This is a genomic window from Solwaraspora sp. WMMA2059, from assembly GCF_027497315.1.
Classification (GTDB): Bacteria; Actinomycetota; Actinomycetes; order Mycobacteriales; family Micromonosporaceae; genus Micromonospora_E.
The window spans coordinates 2,636,450-2,655,019 of record NZ_CP114908.1; the positions used below are offsets into that span (position 1 = coordinate 2,636,450).

Consider the following 18,570-nt stretch of genomic DNA (forward strand, 5'->3'; position numbering starts at 1 on the left):
CCAGTGGGTGCGTGTCAGGGGAGCTGCGCGCCGGTACCCCGGGAGAAGAGAGCACAGCGCAGCTCGCTCGTGTATCGCTTGCCGTCGAGGTCGAGCCAGAGGTCCGTACGGGCGGGGAACATCTCGCTGAAGTCCACGGGGCGTCCGGTTCGACGCGCCAGCCGGCACACCTGCCGCACCAATAGCGGCGACCTCCAGTCGACGAAGATGGGTTTGGGCTCCCCGGGGATCTTCACGAAGCCGGTGTCGGGCATGCCCCGGCGGCGTCGCAGATCGCGAGCGGCCAGAAACTCGGCTGCATCGCCTGAGGCCGGGTGCACGCCCGGGCTCCAGCCACGCAGCGCGGTCGCTGGCAGCCGCCATCGGGCCCGGTGCAGCACGACTCGGCCGCAGCGAATCCGGGGCAGGTGTTCGCGGTCATCGGTGTGCAGGCCGATCCCGCCGAAGTGCCGGGGGAACGCGAACGGTGACAGGGGGTCCTGGCGGATGCTGGGTCCGCCCGCGAGCGGGGCGAGTAGCCTCAGCCGCCGGTCGACTCCGTGCGCACGCAGTTCGGGCCGGCCGTCGCGGACGGTCAGAAACAGCTGTCCGGGGTGCAGGACCTCGCCGGGCCCCTTGGGCGATCGACCATAGACCTCCAGGTCGGGGCATGGATAGGTCAGTTGCGCGCCGGTCTTGTCCGGGTGGGAGCGGGACAGGTCGACCAGGAGTTCGTCGTCGTCGAGCAGCTCCTGGTAGCGCCGCACCACCTCGTCGAGGATGTCCGGCGCCTCGGCTGCGATCAGCGGCGCGAAACTCGAGTGGGTCAGTGCCTCGCGGACGCCGTGGCAGTCGCCGACGACCGCGAGGAACTCGCCGCGGCCGATCGCGGCGGCGTTGGGTGCGGCGATCATTACGTCGGGGTTGCATACCGCCGGTTCCGGCACGGCGAGCGCGGCCAGGGTCTGCTCCAGCCGGCTCCGGTCGGTGACCGCCTCAGCGTCGCCGAGGCGCCAGTCCTCCAGCAGGGTCGCCAGGATGGTGCGCCCGGCTGCCGCGATCTCCTCGTCGACCTGCTCGCATTGGCGGGCGAGGGCGTCGGCATCGACGTAGAACGCGGCGTAGAAACGGTCGAGCCCGACGTTCGTCCCCGCACCGAACCGGTTGGTCATCCACTCGCCGAGCAGCCGGCGCTCGCGGTGGACGCGGATTCGGGGTCCGGTCAGGGCCAGGTCGTAGACGATCCGCAGCTCCTCGGCGATCAGCGCGGCCATGTCGCCGCCGAGGCGCAGATCCTTGACTGGGCCGTACGCCTCCTCGTAGAAGATTGCGCGGTCGGCGTAGTGGGCACCACCGGCACGGTTGGGCACGGTGCCGGTGACGGCGGCGAAGTCCTCCTTGAGCCGGGCCAGCAGCGGCGCCCGGTGTTCGGCGGGGGCGGCGGCGAACCTGTCGAGTTGCTCGCGGAAGGACGCCACGGACCGGGCGTCGTCGTCGGTGTCGGGCAGCAGTCCCGCCAGAGCCCGCAGGGGATCCGCGGTGCCGATCGGGATTTCCCAGCGGTCGATCAGCAGGTCGGCCCGGACCAGGCTGTCGAGCACGTCGTCCAGGTGGGTTTGCCGGTCGCCCCAAGCCGCCCGTAGCTCGCCGATCGTGCGTGTGCCGTCGCAGTGCTGCCACAGCCACCGCTGGTCCTCGTCGAGCGGTGTGGTGGAGACGGCCTCGAACCGCCAGCCGTCAGGCATCCCGGTGGTGGCGCGGAAGGCGTACCGGACGAGGCTTCCGTCGTCGAGAAACGCCAACGGCCGTCGGCGGGGCCGCACCAACTCGTGGTTGCCTGGCCGTCCGCTGAACGTCTCGGCGAGCCGTTCACCGGCCCAGTGCGAGAGATGCGCGACGCGGCGCAGCGGACCGGCACGCCATGAGACACCGGTCGCGGCGGGGATCACCCGAGCCACCGCCAGCGGCCCGAAGTGTGAGTGGGTCTCGTTCTTGGTCGTGACTCGCTGCACATACATGGTAAGCAAGTCGGTCATCCGTCGGATGTGGCCGGACGAGCCGGTGGCGCCTCGCTCGAGCCAGGCGATGAACTCGGCGTACCGGGCGTCGTTGGACAGCAGGAGTACCTGCTGGAAGTCCGGTTCCGCGGCAATCCGGATCACCTCGCGGCGGTTCCGGTCGATCGCGGCCGTAAGCCGTGAGATCCAGGCGGTCCAGGCGGTGTCGAGGTCGGTCGCCGCTTGCTGGTATGCCGTCGCGGCACCGGCCACCGCGCCGGGATGGTCGCGCAGCAGCCGGTCGAGATCAGTCGCGTGGAAAGGGCGCAGCATGCCGACGCCGGACGCGAGATCGCCGCGCCACCCGGCCCTCGCTGCACGCAGGGCAACTTTGAGGCGCTGGGCAAGGCGCCACGTGGTGTCGCGCTGATCGAGCACATCATCGGCGTAGCCAGCGCAGTCCGGGTCGAGAAGGCCGTCGGCCACGGCAAGCGGAAAGCCCGCCTGCCGTAGCAGCACGACCGGGGCGAGCGACCATCGGCCGATGGTCGCTGCGCGCGCAGCGATGCTCATATTCCCCCGTTACCTGATTGCCATTGCCAGACGGCTGTCAAATCCGCGACACACGTGCGGCGTCGCTCGATCGAGGACAGTGAGGTCCAGTAAACCCAAGACGAAGATCGGAGTCAATGGGATTACGAGTGTTGTACGACCGATGCCGGCAAGGTCCAGGACTGGCGCTGCGTCGGCCGCCTCAGCGTCGGATTGCCCGGCTGGGATCAAGCGTCGGGCCGCAGATGTAGTCGAGCCGTTCGTCCATCCACCCCGGGCAGCAGCAGGTCGGCGGTGCGTCGCCGTGGCAGCCATCGGGCCTGCTCGCCAGCGGCGATGTTGGTGCAGGTCCCGTCGTACTCGTAACGGATGTAGGGGCTGATCGGCTCGGAGATGATTCGAGCCCGTCGCAGCACCATGCCGCGTCGGGTGGCCTCAGCCTCGACGTCCAGCCACGGCCGCCACCATGAGGCACGGACAGCCCACAGGTGATGCCGCCGGCATCAACTTTCCCTACGTGGGGCGTGATGTTGGCGGCATCGCGGGGTGAGGAACCTTCGGATGCCGTTTCGGGTGCTGCCGCCGAACGGCGCGAAGCCCTGGTCCGACGCTCCGTCATTGCCGGCGGACCAGGGCTTCGTCGTTGGTCGGGAGTGGTGCGGGTCAGTGTGGGGTCTTCACCGTGTCGACGAAGTGCTGCCAGGCGGCGGTGTCGAAGGTGAGGACCGGGCCGGTCTGGTCCTTGCTGTCGCGGACGGCGACGCGGTACGGGTGGCCGGCCACCTCGACACAGTTGCCGTCGGCGCCGGACCGGGTGGACTTACGCCAGACGCCGTCAGCCTTCATCGTCGTACTCCTTGGCGATCCGGGTGATGAACTCGGTCGATTCTAGCGGGGGGAGGCACTGTTGCTTGAGTGACGACCAGATGTCCTCGTAGGTGTCGATCTCGGCGGGTTTGTCGAGGTAAACGGCACCGCACGGGCCGTCGGAGTAGACGGTGGTCGGCTCGGGCGGGCGGACGCTGACCTTGGGGAAGGTCAGGATGGAGAACGGCCCGACCTCTGGCCTGATCGGCAGACCAGCCGCGAAGGTGAGGACTCGGACGGTGACGTTGTGGCGTTGGGAGGCGACGGCGGCGAGATGCCGCAGTTGTCGGGCCATCGCGGCCCGATCGTTGAGGGGGCGGCGTAGGGCCGCTTCGCCGATCACCACGTCGAGGTCAGGGGCCTGCGGGACGACACGGGCGAGCAGCTTTTGCCGCTTGGACCGGACTTCAATCTTGGCCTGTTGGTCGGAGGGCTTGAGATCGGGGTTTCCGGTGGTGATGATCTCGGTCATGTACTCCAGGGACTGGAGCAGGCCGGGGATGACGTTCGGCTCGTACTGACGGATCGTCGAAGCGGCGGCTTCGAGACCGACGTACAGCTTGAACCATTCTTTGATGGCGTGGTCGTAGCTGTGGTACCAGCCGCGTGACTTGGTCTCGCGGGCTAGGTCGCGCATCGTCTTGATCGTTTCTGCGGGTGCGCCGTAGAGCCGGCACATCGCCTCGGCGTCGTTCGGGTGGATCGGCACCTGGCCGCCCTCGTAGCGCCAGATGCGCGGCGGTGACCATTCGAGCGCCTTGGCTGCTGCGGCGACCGTGACATGAGCGTCTTCACGAAGCTCTCTCAGGTATCGACCCAGTTGCCTGCGGGGGACAGTGCTGCCGGTGTCGTCCACGAAACCCCGTCCTCTCGTGTCGCGTAATGGCGGGTGGATGTTAGGTCCGAACCTACCGGTGCGAGATTGCGCTGAGCCAGGTGGCGAATAAGCATGATGTGAAGGAAGAGTTCAGTGATCATGGGAAATGTGTTGTGAGAAGGGTTGACAGATGGGATCGAGGTCCACACGCGACGACCGGATACGGTTTGAGCCGCGACACGCCCGCAACTGGCGTCGACTCGGCCGGTACTGTCGCTGCGGAATGCGCTGGCCCTGCCCCGACAAGTACCTGCCGTCGACCATCGCGCCGTACCTGCGCAACACGCCGGCCCCGCGTCCGAAGCCGACGGATCGGCCGCCGAACCAGTCGCCGCAGTGGGATCGCGGCCCCCGATGGAACCACCCCACCGAGTACGTGTGGGTAGCCGGCCTGTTGACGCGCGGACAGCGCGCCCGAGTGAACGGGGTGCACTGATGCACATCGCGTCCCGCCCACACTGGAATTGTCGCGAGTGCGGTACGGAATGGCCGTGCGAACCCGCGAAGATCGAGATCACCGCCGACTGGGCCAACGACCGGATCGGGATGTGCGTCTACCTCGCCACCCTAATGTACGAGGCGATCGACGACCTGCTGGAATGCGATGCCGAGCAGCTCAGCCCGCCGGACCTGTACCGCCGGTTCCTCCGCTGGCCCGATCAGGTCGCCGAATCCGAGGCTATTGCTCGTCTGTCAGCACGTCCCGGCGAGCCCTGACCGCTGTTGCCTCGTCCCCGCGACCAAGCCCGTCGAGTACGTCCGCCAACGTCTCCAGCGCCCCGGAAAGCTCACGTGCGTACGCCATCGGGATTTGCTGGAACAGCTTCTCGTAGCGCCCGACCGACTCAGTTGCGGCCTTCAACGCCTCGGGCAGCTCGTACTGGTTAGCTGTCCGTACCCAGGCTTCGGTCCAGAGCGACATGGCGAGGTTGGGTTCGTAGGCGGCGGGGTTGGCCTGGGCGAGCCGGCGGTAGATGTCGGCGGCTTCGGTGGTGGCGGTCAACGCTTCGTCGCGCCGGCCCGCCTCCGACAGCATCATGCCGAGGTTGTTCAGCGATCCGGCGAGGTTGGGTTCGTAGGCGGCGGGGTTGGCCTGGGCGAGCCGGCGGTAGATGTCGGCGGCTTCGGTGGTGGCGGTCAACGCTTCGTCGCGCCGGCCCGCCTCCGACAACTGCTTCCCGAGAGTGTTGAGCAACGACGCCCGCGTCGGCTCATATGCGGTGGTCAGCCGATGTAACGTGAGTCGCTTCGTGATGGCTGCTTTGGCAACTGCCAGGCCGACATGAAGACCTTGCGGTAGATGCGGCTCGATCGCCTCCAGTGCGGCGATGTCGAGTGCTTCGACGTCCGCGATGCGGGCCAGGACGGTTCCGCTGGCGGCGACCGCCAACTCAGGACGGTTCCGCTGGCGGCGACCGCCAACTCAGGGCGGTCACGCAACAGCGGGGAGAGGAGCCGAGACGCGACGTGCGGCCAGCGGATGGCTACCTCGACCAGCACCGTCAACGCCGCTGCCGACCAGGGTGGAAGACCAGCGCCGTCTGGGTCGGTGTCGGTGATCAACCGGGTGATCGCCGTACTGGACCATGGATCGGTAGGGGAGCCGGCCACCCCGTGACCGGGAAGCCGCAGCGCGACGAAGTCCTCGCCGAGCCGGTCTGGATACAGCGGCTCCAGCACCTTGTCCGGCTCGGCCGGCGGGTAGCAGACGGCATGGTCGGTCAGGACCTGGTCGGCGGCGTCCGGCGTGCACACTCCGGCCGTCGTCAAGGCGTTGATACCGCCGTCGTAGTCGAGCGGCCGGGTCAACGTCGCCGTGCAGACCGTACGGCTCAGCACCTGCGGGGTCGTGACGAAGCTGGCCCGCTGCTCGTACAGCTTTTGCCAGTGGTCGACCTCGCGGCGCAGCAGGTAGGCCGACAGGTCCCAATCCCCGGTCGGTGCGGTCCGCTGGCGCGCGGCGGCGTCGACCGCGACCAGCGCCGCCATGTGGATCACCAGGATCTGCCGGTACGCCTCCCCGCTTGCCAGGTCGGCCGATGGCTGGATTGATGTGTCGTCGATTCCGTACGCGTAGGCGAACCGGTCAGCTGCCTCGGTGAAGATCCGCTGCCGGTTCGCCGGGCTGTCGGCGGCCGGGGTCAGCGCCGTGACGTCGGCCGCGTACCCGAGTGTCGTCAGGTCGTGCTGGTACGGCCACAGGGTCGACTCCGGACGGGCGAGCAGCAGCAGTCGGGTCGGCACTCCCTGGCGCAGCAGCCGGTCCTTGAGCAGGTCTCGCAGGTCTTCGGCGGGCCAGCGTTCGGCGTAGTCGACGATGATCAGCAGGCCACGCCCGGTGACCTGGGTGGCCTCGGGTGGGTCGTCGGCGGCGAGTTGGCTGCGGTGCCGGGCGACCGCGACCCCCCAGCCGGCGGCGATGCTGTCCTCGCCGAACTGGGCCGCGAGCCGGGTCTTGCCCTGCCCGCCCGGACCGTGCAGCAGCCGCACCGCCACGCCACGCGCCGGGTCGTCGCGCCAGGCGGCCAACTCGGCGCGGTCGGCGTCGCGCAGGGCGGTGAACGGCACCACCTGATTGTTGGCGGCGAGCAACATGCTCGGCTGGTCGACCAACGTACGCGGGTCCGGTGGCCGCTGCGGCTGCCACCGCTCCACCCGGTACGCCGGCCGCTGCTCGTAAATGGTGATGTGCTGGTCACCGGCGGCCTGGAACACCTGCCCGTGGCCGCTGGCCTCGCCGTGCAGGTGGATGTCCGGGTTGGTCACTTCTCGTTGATGTGCTGGTCGCGGGCGGCCTGGTAGACGCGGGCGTTGTCTTTGGCGTTGGCGGTCATCGTGATGCTGCCGACCTGCTGCTGGTCGGCGGGCGGCAGCAGGGGAGTGAGGGTGTCGTCGAGGAGGCGACGCAGCTCGGCGGCGAACGCCGGATCCTGGCGGATCAGCCGCTGTAGTTTGCGCTGCCAGTCGTCGACCAGGCCCCGCTCGGCGTCAGTGTCACCGTCGCGGCGAGCGGCCATGACCTCCTCGCGTACCTCGGCCAGCTCGGCGGCGACGGCGTCGGCCTGCTGCGGGCGTACCCGCCGCCACAGCGCGACCGCCCCGTCACGAGCCTTCTCCCACGCGTCCGTCGCGATCGCCTGGATCAACGCGGCACCGGTCGCCGCCGCGACCGGGTCGATGTCCACCATGCCAGCCACTCCGTCCGTCCGAGGTGGCAACCACAGTAGACCCATACCGCCAGCCAGTCGGACCGCCTCGCTGTCGGATCCGCTACAGCAGGGGTGATCGTGGCGCGCTGAACCACCTGTACGAGTGACGGCTGCCGTCACTCCGACTCCGCGTCCCCTTCTGTCTCCTCCTCCACCGGTACGCGCACCACCCGCCGCGTGTCGAGATCGACCCGCCACCCCGCCGGCCACATATCGCTGTCACGATTGCCGTCCCCGATGCGGGCATCAATGAAATCGATCTTTTCTTGGTACATCGCTCCGTCGAACCAGGCAATGCCGATGAATGTCGCTTCAGCGAAGCGGGCGGTGCCGGCGAACGTCACCCCGACGAACCGGGCGTCGTTCAGATGGCAGTTACTGAAGTCGGTGTCGAGGAGGGTGGCCTCGGTCAGGTCGAGAGTCATGCCATTCCAGTAGGCCTGGCTCGGGGTGCCGTTCGGCGTCGTCGGCCGCAGGTGACGGGCGAGGATGCGCTGTGCGGCCAGCCGTACCTGGCGCTCCTCCCGGGGGTCAGGCTGCTTCGGGGCACCCGGTTCCTGGCCGGTATCGGGTTCGGCGGTGTTCTGATCTGCCTGCTCCTCGGTCGGCGGGGTGTACGGCATGCGCAGGTAGGCGCAGATCACCTCGACGATGCTCTGCCGGTGCACCGGGTTGTCCTGGGCGAGGCGTTCCAGGGCGTAGAGGCCGGCCAGGCGTACCGGTGCCTTGTCGGAGCCGAGCTGTTCGGCGGCCTTGACATACAGCTCGGTGACCCGTTTCTCGCCCGCGTCGTACTCGGTGGCCTGCTGGGTCCGTTCGGTGACCTGCTGGCGGCGTAACGCCAGCAGCAGCGCGGCGGCGGCACCGAAACCCGCGCCGACCGATAAGCCGGTGCGGATCGTTTCCACCTGAAGCTGCGCCTGCTCCAGCGGCGTCCCGACACCGGCGAACCGTGGACTGTAGGCCCCACACCGCCGCCCAGGTGATAGCGACGACGGCCAGGAAACCGATCCCGAGAATCCAGGTCGGCAGTGGACGTAGTGGACGCTGCGGCGGTACGGGTGCCGCCGACGATTCGCCCGCCCGCCGCGCCCGCCGCCACAGCACCCCGCCGACGGCCAGCCCAGTCGCGCCGGCCACGGCAAGCAGCAGCACCAGCCAGTGGCCGACGATCAGCCGCCCCAGCATCGTCCACAGCCGACCCGGCAGCAGCAGTACGGCGGCGGCGAGCAGGGCCACCGCACCTGCGGCCGCTGGCGTCGCCGCCTTCCAGTGTTTGATCACCCGGGTGTCCCGCCGTCCGCCGAAAGCCATCCTCGGGGCACCACAGTAGATCCGTACCGCCAGAAGGGTCGGACCGGCGCGGTGTCGGATGCCTTACGGCGGAGGTGTCACAGCGGGGTGGGCAGGACGCGGACGGCTGCGGTGCGGGACCACTCGGCCAGCAGCAGGGTGGCGTCGTCGTCCGGTGCGCCGCCCCGGTGCTCAGCGACGGCGCGGGCCAGTCGGCGTACCGCCTCGGGGGCCGGCAGCCCGGTGGCGGCCTGCCGTTCGGCGAAGTCGACCAGGCGGCGCAGACCGAACGGCTCACCGGTGCGCACCCCGGCCTCCGGCACCCCGTCGGTGAACAGCAGCAGCTGGTCGCCGGGTTCGAGGATCTCCTCGCCGACGCGGGCGGCGGTGTCAGGGATGCCCAGCGGCAGTCGGCGGCCGGCGCGCAGCTCCCGGACCATTTTGCCGCCGCGCAGCAGCAGCGGCCTCGGGTGCCCGGCGTTGACATACCGCAGCAGACCGGTCTCCAGGTCCAGATCGGCGAGGAACGCGGTGACGAACCGGGCGTCGGTGAACTGGTCGGTCAGCGACGCGTCGGCGGTGCGGCCCTGGGTGACCAGGTCGTGGCCGCAGCGGCGGGCCGACCGGACGGCGGCGATCACCGTCGTGCAGGCCAGGCCGGCTTTCAGGCTGTGTCCGACGGCGTCGAAGATCGCCAGGAAGGCGTGGTCGCCGTCGATGGCGTAGTCGAAGCCGTCGCCGCCGACGTCGTAGCAGGGTTCGAGGACGGCGCTGACGGTGATCCGCTGCGTGGCGGCGGTCAGCGGCGGCAGCACCTGCGACAGCAGTTCCCCGGCGACGGTCGCCGGCCGGGACCGGCCGACCAGCCGCAGATGGTCACCTTTCGGCCGGGTGACGGTGATCAGGTGCCCGACCAGTCCGGCGACGGTCTCGCAACGGCGGCGGGTGTGCCGGCCGTCGGCGTCAGCCGCATCGTCGAAGACGTACTCGATGACGCCGAGCCGGTCGGTGCCGTCGACCATCGGAATCCACCACGCGGGCGCGTTCAACGCCGGGATCGACTCGACCAGGGTGAACGAGCGTCCGGCGACGGACCCTTCGACCGGTTGCGGCTGCGGGTCGGCCCGCCCCGGCACCGGTACGGGCCGCAACGTGTGCTGCTCCTCGTCGGCCAGGTAGATGGTGGCGTGCACACCGAGAGTGGCCATCACGTCGGCGAACGCGCCGCCCAGCTCGTCGGGCTGGAACAGGTGGGAGCGCAGCAGCACGTCGCTGAGCGCGTCGAGCCACTGTCGTTCCGGCGTACGTTCCATGGCCGCCACCCTACGGCGTGGCCGGTCCGATAGATTTCGTCCGGTCGGTACACGACTCGTGGGAGCGGGGACACCGTGGTTGTCGCAGGTCTGGTCCTCGCCGGTGCGGCGGCGCTGATCCACGGCTACATCTTCTACCTCGAATCGGTGGTGTGGACCGCGCCGCGTACCCGAGCGGTGTTCGGCATCCGCAGCGAGCAGGACGCGCTCACCACCCAGGCCCTCGCCTTCAACCAGGGCTTCTACAACCTGTTCCTGGCCGTCGCGGTCGTCGCCGGCATCGTCGTGGTCGCGGCCGGGGCCACCGCCGTCGGCGCGACCCTGGTGTTCACCGGCGCCGGCACGATGCTCGCCGCCAGCCTGGTCCTGGTGGTCTCCCGGCCGGCGATGCTGCGTGCCGCGCTCATCCAGGGGTTGCCGCCGCTGCTGGGTGTGGTCGCCCTGGCGGTCGGGCTCGCCGGCTGACCGGACCCGGCTCACTGTCTGAACCGCTCCGTACGGCAGGCCAGTCGGTGACCGGTGGTCTGCTGTCGATGTCGGGTCACGAACACCGGATGTGTCACTGATCCGACGATTCTTCGGCGCAAATGGCCCCGTACCGCTGCATTTTTCAGCCGGACAGGGCCTGTGCGGACGGAAACCTGGTCGGCAAATGGTTCGCGGCGCTGCCGGCGGCCGTGACACGGTGTGCGTCGCCCGACACCGGAGGGCGAACCGCAACCACATCTGAGGAGACACCTCGTGAACACCAGCAGAAGGACGGTCCTCGGCCTGCTCGCCACCGCGGCGGTCGCCGGACCCCTGGCGACGCTGCCGGCCACCCCGGCGGCCGCCGCCGACATCTACACCTCGAACACCGACCTGTACTCGGATCCGAACCTGGCCGAAGGGGTCGACTACGCGCGCCGCTACCGCCGGCATCCGCTGCTCGACAACTCCGACGCCACCGCGTTCGCGTTCCCGCGTACCGCGATCATCGCCCCGCACGGCGGCGGCATCGAAGGCGGCACCTCGGAGCTGTGCCTGGCGATCGCCGGCTACCACCCGGCGAACCTGGCGGCGACCCCACCGGCCGGCCCGACGTACGACTACTGGATGTTCGAAGGCATCCGCTCGTCCGGCAACGCCGAACTGCACGTCACCGCCAGCCACTGCGACGACGTCCCGGCGTTGTCGGTGGCGGCCGGCGCGCTGAACGTCGTCACCCTGCACGGCTGCACCCCGGGCACCGCCGGGCTGCCGTCGAACGCGCAGGCCGTCGCCGTCGGCGGACGCAACGCGGCGTTTAGGGCCGCGCTGATCACCGCCTACACCACGGCCGGGATCAGCGCGTTCGACGCCACCGGCATCCCGGCGATCGCCGGCACGTCGACCGACAACATCGTCAACCGGACGCTGCTCGGCATGGGCGCCCAGCTGGAGCTGACCACGCCGCTGCGGGCGGCGATGTTCGGCACCAACACCCGTTCCCAGCGCAAGAACACCACCAACACGCTGTTCTGGGACTTCGTGGCGGCCACCCGCACCGCCATCGCGCAGATCGAGGCGACGCAGCCGATCCTGTGACGCCACCGCGACACCCCGCCCCGCTCCCGGGTCACAGCACCCGGGGCGGGGTGTTGCCGGCGGCGACGATCGCCCGGCGCATCGGCACCGCCAGCAGCAGCACGAACCCGACCACAAAGAAGATCAACAACGAGACCAGACCGACCCGGTACGAGTTCGTCAGCTGGAACACCAGCCCGAACGCCAGCGGCCCCAGCCAGCTGGTGCCCTTGTCGCTGATCTCGTAGAAGCCGTAGTACTCGCCTTCCTTACCGGCCGGGATCAGCTGACTGAACAGCGACCGGCTCAGCGCCTGAGAGCCGCCGAGGACCAGGCCGATCGCCGCGCCGAGCGCCATGAACTGCGCCGGCGCCTCCGCGGGCAGCCGGAACGCCGCCACGATCACCCCGGTCCACAGCACCAGGCTGCCCAGCACCGTCTTCCACGCGCCGATGCGCTGCGCGACCGCCCCGAGCAGCAGCGCCCCACCGAACGCCAGGAACTGCACCAGCAGGATCGTCACGATCAGCGTCGACTGGCCCAGCCGCAGCTCCTCGGTTCCGTACTGGCTCGCGAGGGCGATCACCGTCTGGATGCCGTCGTTGTAGACCAGGAACGCCAGCAGGAAGAACAACGTCAACGGGTACGCCTTCAGCCCGCGTACCGTACGGCCCAGCTGTTTGAACCCGTCGGTGAGCACGTTGCCGCCGGGCCGGGCGTCGACCGCCGGGTGTTCCCGCAGCCAGGCCAGCGGCACCAGGGTGAACACCGCCCACCACACCCCGGCCGACACGATCGACCAGCGGGCCAGGTCCAGGGTGCGCTGCGGGTCGCCGTCGACGCTGAACGACTGCACCACCACCAGGTTGACGGCCAGCAGCAGCCCGCCACCGAGGTAGCCGAGCGCCCAGCCCCGGCTGGAGATCCGGTCCCGGTCGTCGGGGCCGCCCAGCTGCGGCAGGAACGAGTTGTACACCACCACGCTGGCGCCGAACGCGATGTTGGCCAGGACGAACAGCCCACCGCCGAGCAGGTAGCGGTCCCCGGTGACGAACACCATCGCGACGGTCGCCCCGGCGCCGACGAACGCCGACACCGCCAGCAGCCGCTTCTTGTGCATCGACCGGTCGGCCAGCGCACCCATCACCGGCAGCACCAGCACCGTCAACGCCACCGACAGCGATACCAGGTACGGGAAGTACGCCCCTGGCGCGACCTCGATACCGAGCGGGTACACGGACCCGGTGCACTCGTCGGCGTCGGCCGCGCAGCCGGCGGCCTGTTTGGTGACCGTGGTCAGGAACGGCCCCAGGAACACGGTGATGACGGTGGTGGAGAACGCCGACATCGCCCAGTCGTAGAAGTACCAGCCGGTGCGTTCCCGCCGGGTGCTCGACGGCGCGGCGCCGGGCGACGCCGCGGCGGGCGGCACGGGCGCCGGCCCGGTGGGCGGCACGCTGGGTGGCTCGGTGGGGTCGGCCATCGGATCCTTCACTGTCGGTCAACGGGCGGCGTGGTCCATGTCGACCCGCCGGTCGGGCGGCCAGTGGCCACGGGCGAGGTACACGTCACGCAACACCTCGACGTGATCGGTCATGATGCCATCCACCCCGAGGTCCAGTAACTCGTGCATCTGGGCGGGTTCGTCGATCGTCCAGACATGCACCTGCAACCCCAGCCGGTGGCAGTACGCCACGAACCGGGCGTCGACCACCCGTACCCGGTTGAACCGCACCGGCACCTGCGCGGCCACCACCGACGGCGGCAGCCGCAGCCGCCGGCCGGTCAACGACCCGACCCGCAGCCGGGTCACCGCCTGCATGCCCAGCGACGTCGCCACCCGACCGCCGGTCGACGTCCGCAGCCGGTGCAGCCGCCGGTCGGAGAACGACGCCAGCAGCACCCGGTCGGCGGCGGCGCACCGGTCGACCGCCGCCAGCGTCGGCTGCACCCCGCCGTCGGCCTTCACGTCGATGTTGAACCGCACCTGCGGCCAGCTGTCGAGCACGTCGTCGAGCCGCGGCACCACCGACGCCCCACCGACCCGCACCGTGGCCAGGTCCGCCCAGCGCAGCCGCGCGATGCTGCCCTTGTCGCCGGTCACCCGGTCCAGCGTCGGATCGTGGAACACCACTGCCACCTGATCGGCGGTGCCGTGCACGTCGGTCTCCACGTACCGGTAGCCGAGCCCGACGGCACGGCCGAACGCCTCGGCGGTGTTCTCGTCACCGCGGGCCGCGCCGCCCCGGTGCGCGAACGCGATCGGAGCCGGCGAGTCCAGGTACGCGAACCGGTGCGACACGCAGCGCAGTATGCCCGCCGCCGGCAACCTGCGGGCGTACGGCAGGTTGCGCGACGCCGACCGGTCACCGGCCGGTGACCGGTGCGGGCCGCCGCACCGCCGGCAGTAGGGTGCCCCCATGCGGGCACTCGGCATCGACTTCGGCACCTCGAACACGGTGGCGGTGGTACGCGGCGGCGACGGCCGGGTACGGCCGCTGCTGTTCGACGGCACCCCGCTGTTGCCGTCGGCGGTGTACCGCGACGCCGACGGGCGGCTGCTCGTCGGCGCGGACGCGCACCGCCGCGCCCGCATCGACCCGTCCGGGTTCGAGCCCAACCCGAAACGCCGCGTCGATGACGGCACGGTGCTGCTCGGCGACGCCGACGTCGCGGTGTCGCAGCTGGTCGCCGCCCTGCTGCGCCACGTCGCCACCGAGGCCCGCCGCCAGCTCGGCGGCGTCGACGAGGTCCGGCTGACCCATCCGGTGCGGTGGGGGGAGCGGCGGCGGATGGTCCTCATCCAGGCCGCGTACGCCGCCGGGCTGCCCCGGCCGACGCTGATCGCCGAACCGGTCGCCGCCGCCTCCTACTACACGTCCGCGCTGGGCACGGCGATACCGCCCGGGCGGGCGTTGGCCGTCTACGACCTGGGCGGCGGCACGTTCGACGCCGCCGTGGTCCGGCGTACCGCCACCGGGTTCGACGTGCTCGCCGAGCAGGGCCTGGCCGAACTCGGCGGACTCGACTTCGACCAGGCGCTGGTCGAGCATCTCGGTGGCGTCTACTCGCCCAGCCGCACGAGCGTGTGGAACGGTCTGGTCGCGCCGGCCGACACCGGGTCGCGGCGGGCCCGCGCCCTGCTCTACGACGACGTCCGCGGCGCGAAGGAGATGCTGTCCCGTACGGTCAGCGCCGACGTGCACCTGCCGGCGTTGGACATCGCCGCCCACGTCACCCGCGACGAACTGGAGTCGCTGATCCGCGACCACCTGGCCCGTACCGTGACGTGTCTGGCGCAGACGGTCGCCGCCGCCGGCCTTACCCCGGCCGACCTGGTCGGCGTGTTCCTGGTCGGCGGTTCCAGCCGGATCCCGCTCGCCGCGCAGCTGATCCACACCGAACTGGGGGTTGCACCGACCACCTTGGAGCAGCCGGAGACCGTCGTCGCCGACGGCGCGCTGCGCCTCGGTGCCGCCGCCCGCGCCGGCCTGCCCGGCCCGCGTCCACCGGCGCCGGTGCACCCGACCCCGATGTCGCCGGCGCCGATGCCGACGCCGGTCTCACCGCACCTGGCGCCGATGTCGCCGTATCCGGTGTCTGCCGCGCCGGGCCGCCCCTGGTACGACGAACACGGCCCGGTCCTGGTGGCCGCACTGGCCACCATGGTCGGCATCGCCGCCGTGGTCGTGGTCGTGCTGCTGCTGTCGGGCTGACCGGACATCCCGACACCCCGCCCGCACGGCCCCGACCGCCCCGGCCGGTCCGGTACAGTGCGCCGGTGCAGACCGACACCCTGACGGCGACCGGTCGTCTGGTCCGTGCGTCGGCCGCCGTCGTGGTGTTCGCACTGCTGACCGCAGGCACATTGTGGGGCACCGACGACCATTTCCCGTTCGGACCGTTCAGCATGTACGCCGGCGTCAACGGCCCGAACGACCCGGCGCCGGACACCCGGGTCGAAGGCGTCGACGTCACCGGACGGACCCTGGTGCTCAACGAACACAACGCCGGGGTGCGCCGCGCGGAGGTCGAAGGACTCGAATCGGCCTACGTCGACGACCCGGGACGGCTCGAACTGATCGCCGACAGCTACGCGCGGATGAACCCGGACGCGCCGCCGATCGTACGGGTAACCGTGATCGTGCGGCTGCACGAGATCCGCAACAGTTCCCTCACCGGGCGGTGGCACGACGAGACCCGCGCCGAATGGGATCGGCCGTGATCAGCCGCTGGTTGTTCGCCGCCGTCCCGCTCGGGCGGGTCGCCGCGCTGCGGACCGTCACCTACCTGTTCATTGTGTTCGACCTGCTGGTCTACTGAGGTGCCCCGAGGATTCCGGACAGGGAGCCAATAAGGTTACCCTGTAAGGAAAGTCGAGGGAAGAAGCGCGATGGCACGCATAAGCTCATACACCCCAGAGTTCCGTGAAGAAGCAGTGCAACTCGTTCTACAGTCGAACAAGCCAGTGTCGCAGGTTGCCCGGGAGATCGACGTTCACCCGGAGACGCTCCGTTCCTGGGTCCGCCAGTACCGGCGGGAAAACAGCGGCGCCCAGGACAGCCCACCGATCGGCGTCGACGAGCGCGCTCGACTGAAGGAACTCGAACGTCGCAACCGGGAACTCGAAATGGAGAACAGCTTCCTGAAAAAAGCCGCGGCGTACTTCGCGAAGGACCCTCGGTAACGAGCTTGTACGAGTTCATCGAGACGATGCGACTCGACACCGCGAAGTACGCCTACCCCGTCGACTTCATGTGCGAACAACTCGGCGTGTCCAGGTCCGGATACTACGAATGGCGAACCCGCCCCGACTCCGCGACCGCCACCCGCCGCGCCCACCTTCGATCGGCCATCGAGGAGGTGTTCGCCGCGTCCGACGGCACCTACGGGCATCGACGTGTCCACGCGCAACTGCGGCGCCAGGGCGTGTCCGCCGGGCCGGAACTCGTCCGCCAGCTGATGCGCGAGCTCGGGCTCGTGCCGTGCCAGCCCCGCCCGAGGCGGTGGGGTCTCACCCAGTCGTCGTCCGGCACGGTGCCTGACCTCGTCGGCCGGGAGTTCACCGCCGACGCGCCTGGCGAGAAGCTCGTCGGCGACATCACGTACATCCCGACCGGCGAGGGGTGGCTGTATCTGGCGACCGTCATCGACTGCTGCACGAAGGAAGTCATCGGATACGCGATGGACGACCACTACCAGACGCCGTTGATGTCCCGCGCCATCCGTAACGCCGCCCGGAATCGCGAACTCAGGAAGAACGCCATCTTTCATTCGGACCGGGGCAGCAACTACATGTCGGACGACTCCGGCAGAACGCTTCGGGATCTGAGGTTGCGGCGATCTGCTGGCCGGACCGGAATTTGTTTCGACAATGCGATGGCGGAATCGTTCTTCGGTGCGCTGAAGAACGAACGCGTGTCGCGTGTGAAGTATCCCACTCGTGAGGCGGCACGCCGGGACGTTACTGCCTACATCGAATTCTGGTACAATCGTCAGCGTCTGCATTCAGCGGTGGGCTACCGACCTCCCCGGGAAGTCCACGCAGAGTTCGAGAACCTTCAAATCGCGGCGTGAAAGAACCGGCCGAACCACTGTCCGGAAAACGCGAGGCCCCTCATACATGTCGTGGGTGCGTGCCCGCGGTGACGTGCCGGCCGAACTGTACGAGCCGCTGGCGTTCGCCCGGGTCCTGCACCTGCCGGCACCGACAGGTGTCGTCGTCGATCTCATCTGGTGGTCGTTGCTGCTGCTGGCGCCCCTGGCGGCGACCGGCCGGTTCCCGCGGGCACTCGGCTGGTCGGTGTTCACGTTCTACTTCGCGTGGCTGATCGTCGCGATGAGCTACGGCAAGGTCGACCACGACAAGTTCGCGTTCCTGCTCGCGCTCGCCGTGCTGCCCACCGTCGGCGCCGCCCGGCACGGCGACGACCGGCCCAGCCAGGCCGCCGGCTGGTCACTGCGGATGATCCAGATCGCCGTGGTGTGCACCTACTTCCTCGCCGCGTACGCGAAGATCCGCTTCGGTGGCTGGGGCTGGATGACCGGCAGCGTCCTGGCCCGCGCGTTCCTGCGGCGCGGCTCGGAGTTCGCCGACCTGATCGCCGCCGTGCCGTACGCCCTGATCGCCGCCCAGATCGGCATCGTCGTGTTCGAGGCGCTCAGCCCGCTGGTCTTCCTGACCCGGGGTCGGCTGCGGTACGCGGTCGTCGGCTTCTTCTACTCGTTCCATCTGCTGTCGTTCGCGACGATCTCCATCTCGTTCGCCCCGCACCTGGTGGCGATGGGCGCGTTCCTGCCGCTGGAGAAGGTCCGGCCGGTCGTGTGGGCGCGGCGGCTGGCCGGCCGCCACCGCGGCGCCGACCCGGACCGGCCCGACGGTGACGGCGGCCACGATCCCGGGCCGGGCGGTGAACCGCCGCGCCTCGCCGGCCCCGGCGCCGACACGTCGGCTGTGCGGGATCGGACACATCCGGTGGCACCGGCTGGCGCCGACGCGGGACAATGATCGTATGAGTGACGCCAGCGCACCCTCGGGCACCTTCGTCTACGACGGCGACTGCGCGTTCTGCACCATGTGCGTCCGGTTCATCGAACGCCGGGTGCCCATCGACGCCACCGTCGCGCCGTGGCAGTGGACCGACCTGGCCGCCCTGGGCCTGACCCGCGACCAGGCGGTGACCGCCGTGCAGTGGGTGCCGGCCGACCGGGCCGGCTCCGCCGCAGGGCCGGCGGCGATCGCCGCGCTGCTGCGCACCAGCAACCCGCTGTGGCGGGCCGCCGGCGCCGTCCTCGGGCTGCGGCCGGTCACCGCCCTGGCCTGGCCGGTGTACCGGTGGGTCGCCGACAACCGGCACCGGCTGCCCGGCGGCACCGCCGCCTGCGCCGTACCGCCCGCTGCGGCACCGACCCCGACGCACTGACCACCCGACCCGCTG

Annotated in this window: 19 protein-coding genes; 8 read left to right on the plus strand and 11 right to left on the minus strand. The window is 70.0% G+C overall.

All coding sequences use genetic code 11. From position 1 onward, the window contains the following. Positions 1-14: 14 nt before the first annotated feature. The 4 genes from O7553_RS12155 to O7553_RS12170 form a co-directional block, all read right to left on the minus strand. Positions 15-2,549 (minus strand): lantibiotic dehydratase, encoded by a 2,535-nt coding sequence (locus tag O7553_RS12155; protein ID WP_281554896.1) that lies wholly within the window; start codon positions 2,547-2,549, stop codon positions 15-17. Positions 2,550-2,755: 206 nt separating this feature from the next. Further along, positions 2,756-3,016: a DUF6879 family protein gene (locus tag O7553_RS12160; RefSeq protein WP_348650120.1), complete on the minus strand. Its 261-nt coding sequence runs from the start codon at positions 3,014-3,016 to the stop codon at positions 2,756-2,758. 175 nt (positions 3,017-3,191) lie between these two features. Beyond that, the gene (locus O7553_RS12165) at positions 3,192-3,374 is read right to left on the minus strand and encodes a DUF397 domain-containing protein (protein WP_281554898.1); all 183 of its coding nucleotides are present in this window, start codon (positions 3,372-3,374) and stop codon (positions 3,192-3,194) included. Further along, on the minus strand, positions 3,364-4,251 hold the full coding sequence (locus O7553_RS12170) for a helix-turn-helix transcriptional regulator (protein ID WP_281554899.1): 888 nt from the start codon (positions 4,249-4,251) through the stop codon (positions 3,364-3,366). Before O7553_RS12170 ends, O7553_RS12165 begins: the two co-directional genes overlap by 11 nt. Before the next feature lie 456 nt (positions 4,252-4,707). Here O7553_RS12170 and O7553_RS12175 point away from each other — a divergent pair, with 456 nt between their 5' ends. Continuing rightward, positions 4,708-4,989 (plus strand): flavin reductase, encoded by a 282-nt coding sequence (locus O7553_RS12175; RefSeq protein ID WP_281554900.1) that lies wholly within the window; start codon positions 4,708-4,710, stop codon positions 4,987-4,989. On the opposite strand, the gene O7553_RS12180 is transcribed toward O7553_RS12175, so the two are convergent. From O7553_RS12180 to O7553_RS12200, 5 genes are all read right to left on the minus strand, one after another. Next, complete coding sequence (locus O7553_RS12180; protein WP_281554901.1) at positions 4,952-5,467, minus strand: tetratricopeptide repeat protein; 516 nt, start codon at positions 5,465-5,467, stop codon at positions 4,952-4,954. The two genes, O7553_RS12175 and O7553_RS12180, sit on opposite strands and share 38 nt — an antisense overlap. A 29-nt stretch (positions 5,468-5,496) precedes the next feature. After that, complete coding sequence (locus O7553_RS12185; RefSeq protein WP_281554902.1) at positions 5,497-7,038, minus strand: hypothetical protein; 1,542 nt, start codon at positions 7,036-7,038, stop codon at positions 5,497-5,499. Next, positions 7,035-7,460, minus strand: coding sequence for a hypothetical protein (locus O7553_RS12190; protein WP_281554903.1), 426 nt, complete (start codon positions 7,458-7,460; stop codon positions 7,035-7,037). Before O7553_RS12190 ends, O7553_RS12185 begins: the two co-directional genes overlap by 4 nt. A 137-nt stretch (positions 7,461-7,597) precedes the next feature. Then, the gene (locus O7553_RS12195; RefSeq protein ID WP_281554904.1) at positions 7,598-8,389 is read right to left on the minus strand and encodes a pentapeptide repeat-containing protein; all 792 of its coding nucleotides are present in this window, start codon (positions 8,387-8,389) and stop codon (positions 7,598-7,600) included. Between the two features lie 483 nt (positions 8,390-8,872). Then, positions 8,873-10,087 carry a PP2C family protein-serine/threonine phosphatase gene (locus O7553_RS12200; RefSeq protein WP_281554905.1) on the minus strand — a complete coding sequence of 405 codons (1,215 nt, stop codon included), beginning with the start codon at positions 10,085-10,087 and terminating at the stop codon, positions 8,873-8,875. 75 nt (positions 10,088-10,162) lie between these two features. Between O7553_RS12200 and O7553_RS12205 the strand changes: the two genes are divergently transcribed. After that, positions 10,163-10,552, plus strand: a complete 390-nt coding sequence (locus O7553_RS12205) for a DUF1304 domain-containing protein (RefSeq protein ID WP_281554906.1) — start codon at positions 10,163-10,165, stop codon at positions 10,550-10,552. 276 nt (positions 10,553-10,828) lie between these two features. Continuing rightward, positions 10,829-11,653 carry a poly-gamma-glutamate hydrolase family protein gene (locus O7553_RS12210; protein ID WP_281554907.1) on the plus strand — a complete coding sequence of 275 codons (825 nt, stop codon included), beginning with the start codon at positions 10,829-10,831 and terminating at the stop codon, positions 11,651-11,653. Positions 11,654-11,684: 31 nt separating this feature from the next. Here O7553_RS12210 and O7553_RS12215 read toward each other — a convergent pair whose 3' ends face one another. Next, complete coding sequence (locus O7553_RS12215) at positions 11,685-13,115, minus strand: MFS transporter (RefSeq protein WP_281554908.1); 1,431 nt, start codon at positions 13,113-13,115, stop codon at positions 11,685-11,687. An 18-nt stretch (positions 13,116-13,133) separates the two neighbouring features. Beyond that, positions 13,134-14,069 carry a glycerophosphodiester phosphodiesterase gene (locus tag O7553_RS12220; protein WP_281554909.1) on the minus strand — a complete coding sequence of 312 codons (936 nt, stop codon included), beginning with the start codon at positions 14,067-14,069 and terminating at the stop codon, positions 13,134-13,136. Here O7553_RS12220 and O7553_RS12225 point away from each other — a divergent pair. The 5 genes from O7553_RS12225 to O7553_RS12245 all read left to right on the plus strand — a co-directional run bounded on the left by O7553_RS12225 (position 14,053) and on the right by O7553_RS12245 (position 18,555). Further along, entirely contained in the window at positions 14,053-15,348 is a 1,296-nt protein-coding gene (locus O7553_RS12225) for an Hsp70 family protein (protein WP_281554910.1), read from the plus strand. The genes O7553_RS12220 and O7553_RS12225 overlap by 17 nt on opposite strands. 65 nt (positions 15,349-15,413) lie before the next feature. After that, a complete protein-coding gene (locus O7553_RS12230) occupies positions 15,414-15,857 on the plus strand; it encodes a hypothetical protein (RefSeq protein WP_281554911.1) in 444 nt (147 codons plus the stop codon). Between the two features lie 168 nt (positions 15,858-16,025). Next, positions 16,026-17,209 (plus strand): IS3 family transposase gene (locus O7553_RS12235; RefSeq protein ID WP_281554912.1). Its coding sequence is split into 2 segments (ribosomal slippage): positions 16,026-16,293 and positions 16,293-17,209, totalling 1,185 coding nucleotides; the frame shifts between segments, so codons are not numbered across the junction. Positions 17,210-17,264: 55 nt separating this feature from the next. Further along, entirely contained in the window at positions 17,265-18,140 is an 876-nt protein-coding gene (locus O7553_RS12240; protein WP_281554913.1) for an MFS transporter permease, read from the plus strand. Positions 18,141-18,144: 4 nt separating this feature from the next. Continuing rightward, positions 18,145-18,555 (plus strand): DCC1-like thiol-disulfide oxidoreductase family protein, encoded by a 411-nt coding sequence (locus O7553_RS12245; protein ID WP_281554914.1) that lies wholly within the window; start codon positions 18,145-18,147, stop codon positions 18,553-18,555. The last annotated feature ends 15 nt before the right edge of the window (positions 18,556-18,570 follow it).